At 72.4% G+C, this 3,362-nt stretch carries 3 protein-coding genes and 1 pseudogene; all 4 read left to right on the forward strand.

What is annotated here, in order from left to right; genetic code table 11:
- The first annotated feature begins 44 nt into the window (after window positions 1-44).
- On the forward strand, window positions 45-836 hold the full coding sequence (locus tag G6R25_RS22620) for an SDR family NAD(P)-dependent oxidoreductase (RefSeq protein ID WP_163554496.1): 792 nt from the start codon (window positions 45-47) through the stop codon (window positions 834-836).
- 74 nt (window positions 837-910) lie between these two features.
- A pseudogene (locus G6R25_RS29965) lies at window positions 911-1,498 on the forward strand (aspartate-semialdehyde dehydrogenase); the annotation flags it as partial.
- A 110-nt stretch (window positions 1,499-1,608) separates the two neighbouring features.
- Window positions 1,609-1,965 carry an Asd/ArgC dimerization domain-containing protein gene (locus tag G6R25_RS29970; protein ID WP_336502379.1) on the forward strand — a complete coding sequence of 119 codons (357 nt, stop codon included), beginning with the start codon at window positions 1,609-1,611 and terminating at the stop codon, window positions 1,963-1,965.
- Between the two features lie 49 nt (window positions 1,966-2,014).
- Window positions 2,015-3,130, forward strand: a complete 1,116-nt coding sequence (locus tag G6R25_RS22630; RefSeq protein WP_205447370.1) for an amino acid kinase family protein — start codon at window positions 2,015-2,017, stop codon at window positions 3,128-3,130.
- Window positions 3,131-3,362: the final 232 nt, after the last annotated feature.

Raw genomic sequence — 3,362 nt, forward strand, 5'->3', positions numbered from 1 at the left:
TCACGGCGGACCCACCACGTAGACCGAGGCTTCGGGAGCTGGAGATGCTGGAACTGACAGACAGAGTCGCGGCGGTCGTCGGCGCGGCGTCGGGCATCGGCCGGGCCATCGCGATCGGCCTGGCCGAACGCGGCGCCATCGTCGAATGCGGCGACATCGACACCACCGGCGTCGAGGAGACGGTGGCGACGATCGTCGCCGCCGGCGGCACGGCGAAGACGTCCACCGTCGACGTGCGCGCCTCCGCCGAGGTGGACGACCTGTTCGCCCGCGTGGTCGCGGACCGGGGCCGCCTCGACATCGCCGTCGGCACCCCCGGCATCAACATCCGCAAGCCGCTGGTGGACTACACCGACGACGACTACACCGCGGTCACCGACGTCAACCTGCGCGGCAGCTTCCACGTCCTGCGCGGCGCCGGCCGGATCATGGCGAAGCAGGGCGGCGGAAGCATCATCGTCATCTCGTCGATCAGCAGCCGCGCGGTCGAACCCGGCCAGGTGATCTACGCGGGCACGAAGGCGGCGCTGGCGCAGATGGTCCGGGTGCTGGCCGCCGAACTCGGGCCGTTCGGGGTCCGTGTCAACGCGATCGCCTCGGGCCCGGTCGAGACCGCGCTGACGGTGCCGATCCGCGCCAGCGCCGCCTGGGCCGGCGCCTACGCCGACAAGGTCGTCCTCGGCCGCTGGGCCCGACTCGCCGAAATCGCCGGTCCCGCGGTCTTCCTCGCCTCCGACGCCGCCACCTACGTCAACGGCGAGGTCCTGTTCGTCGATGGCGGCTGGGTGGACCTCGACGCGCAGTTCGCGGACGAGAACGCCGTCGGCTCCAGCTGACCCCGCGACGACAGCAGGCCAGCAGGCCGACGAAATAACAGGTCGACGAAACAGCGGGTCGGCGGCCCGGGAACATGGTGGAAGGGACAAGCGCAGTGGACATCGCCGTCATCGGCGCGACCGGGGTCGTCGGCCGGGAATGTCTGGCCCTGCTCGAGGCGGGATTGCTGCCCGACGTGGGCCGGGTGGTTCCCGTCGCGTCGGGGGGCTCGGCAGGCCGCGATCTCGGCGCCGAGCTGGGACTGGAACTGAAGGTCGAGCCGGTCGTCGCGCTGGCGGACTTCGATCCCGCGGGGGTGGACGTCGCGGTGTTCAGCGCGGGCGCCCCGATCAGCACACAGTGGGCGCCGGTGGTCGCCGCCGTGGGCGCGCTCGTCGTCGACAACAGCTCCGCGTTCCGGCTGGACGACGTCCCGCTCGTCGTCCCCCAGGTCAACCCGCAGACGCTGCGCTCGCGCCCGGCCCGCGGGATCGTGGCCAATCCGAACTGCTCGACGATCCAGCTCGTGCGGGCCCTGCATCCCCTGCGCGCCCTCCGTGAGCTCGACCGGGTGATCGTGTCCGACTACCAGTCGGCCTCCGGCGGCGGCCTGTGGGGACTCACCGAGCTCGCCGACACCACCCGGGCGCTGCTCGACGGCGCCGACCCCGCCGACGCCCGGCCCGGGAAGTTCGGCCAGCCGCTGGCGTTTAATCTGATCCCCGAGATCGGCCTGCGCGACGCCGACGGGCACAACGCAAGCTACGTCGCGAACCCCGCAAGATCATGGGCATGCCGGGGCTGCGGGTCGCGGCGACCGCGGTGCGGGTGCCCGTGGTCAACGGCCACTCGGAGGCGGTGCACGTCAGCTTCACCGCCCCCGTCACCCCCGACGACGCCCTCGCCGCGCTGCGAGCCGCCCCAGACCTGCGGGTCTATGGCAACGACCCGGCGGACGGCTACCCGATGCCGCAGCCGGTCTGCGCGTCGCCGGCCGAACGCCGGCTCGTCCACGTCGGGCGGGTGCGAGCCGACGTGGACGAGCCGTGCGCCCTGTGGCTGTGGGTCGTCGCCGACAACCTCACCGTCGGCGCGGCCCTCAACGCCCTGCAGATCGTGAGCCTGGCCGCCGAGATGTCGTGGCTGTGACGCCCTCGACGCCCTCGACGCCCTCGACGCCCTCGACGCCGAGATCATGGTGACCGGCCCGGGGGACGTCGTCGTCCTGAAGTTCGGCGGGGCGGCGTTCGCCGCGCCGGACGCCCATCACCTCATCGCCCGCCACGTCGCCGCCCGACTGCACGCCGATAGCTCCGAGCCCCCGACCGGTGTGGCGGACGCCCCGGGCCAGGCCGTCGTCGTGGTCAGCGCGGTGGCCGGCGAGACCGACCGGCTCGGCAGGGCGCTGCGCGCGGTCAGTCCCGAGCCCGACCGGGACCTGCTCGCCGCCGCGCTCATGACCGGCGAGACCGTCAACGTGGCGCTGATGACCTCCGCCCTACGCGACGCCGGGCTCGCCGCGGTCCCGTTGACCGCGGCCGACACCGGCTTCGTCGGCGGCGGCGATCCCCACCACGCCGAGCTGCGTTCGCTCGACCCCACCGCGCTCGCCAGCCGCATCGACCCCGCTGGAACGGTGCTCGTCGTCCCCGGCGGGCAGGCCGTCGGCGACGACGGGCGGCCGGTCATGATGGGCCGCAACAGCTCGGACCTGTCCGCGATCGCAGCCGCAATCGCCGTCGGCGCCACGGCCTGCGAGATCTTTTCCGACTCGCCGGGGATCTGCACCGCCGATCCGCGCCTCGTGCCGGATGCGCGCACGCTGGCCACCGTCGGCTACGACACGATGATGACGATGTCGCGGCATGGCGCGAAGGTGCTGCACCACTCGGCCGTCGCCTGGGCCCGCCGGCACGGCGTGGAGATCCGCTGCCGCTCCCTGCTGCCCGACGGTCGGCTCTACTCGGTCGTCCGCGCCGGCCAGACGAGCGCCGCCGCGGTCCTGGTGCACGGCACGGGCACGGTCTGGGCCGGCGAGCCGAACCTTGTTCAGGCGACGCAACCGGCGCCGTCCCGGCAACCGGCGCCGTCATGGAATCGGCCGGCGGCCCCGTCGCCCATCTGGTGCTCGCCGACGCGGCGCGCGATCTGCGTCCCCGGGGACTGCGGCACCGGGCGGACCTCCGCCTGGTCACCACGCTGTTCCCAGATTGGCGGCTCCATCATCGCCTCGTTCCCGCCGCCGAGGCACCCGCCGTGGCCCGTGCTGAGCACGACCTGGTCGTCTCCGCCGAGACAAGTGAGTCCAAAGTGATCAGTTGCGAAGGGGATCCGATCGAGCGGCGCGGGGGGCCTCGGGGTTAAGTGCACGCATCGGCCACCACATTTCTCATATCTCTCTGCGACTATTGGCGCACGGAATCATGCCGAGGCTTAGCCACGGTTTTGGGCCCAAAAACCGTGGTTAAGCCTCGGCACGATCTGGCCGCAATCTGTCTGGAATCTGGCCGGAAACCCAGGGTCGCGCGAAGGTCACTTTCCGTGCC

The sequence above is a fragment of the Candidatus Frankia alpina genome, assembly GCF_902806485.1.
Classification (GTDB): domain Bacteria; phylum Actinomycetota; class Actinomycetes; order Frankiales; family Frankiaceae; genus Frankia; species Frankia alpina.

Excerpts from the sequence above, each read along its gene's own strand:
- G6R25_RS22620 (WP_163554496.1), top strand. The coding sequence starts at position 45 with ATGCTGGAACTGACAGACAGAGTCGCGGCGGTCGTCGGCGCGGCGTCG.
- G6R25_RS29970 (WP_336502379.1), top strand. The coding sequence starts at position 1,609 with ATGCCGGGGCTGCGGGTCGCGGCGACCGCGGTGCGGGTGCCCGTGGTC.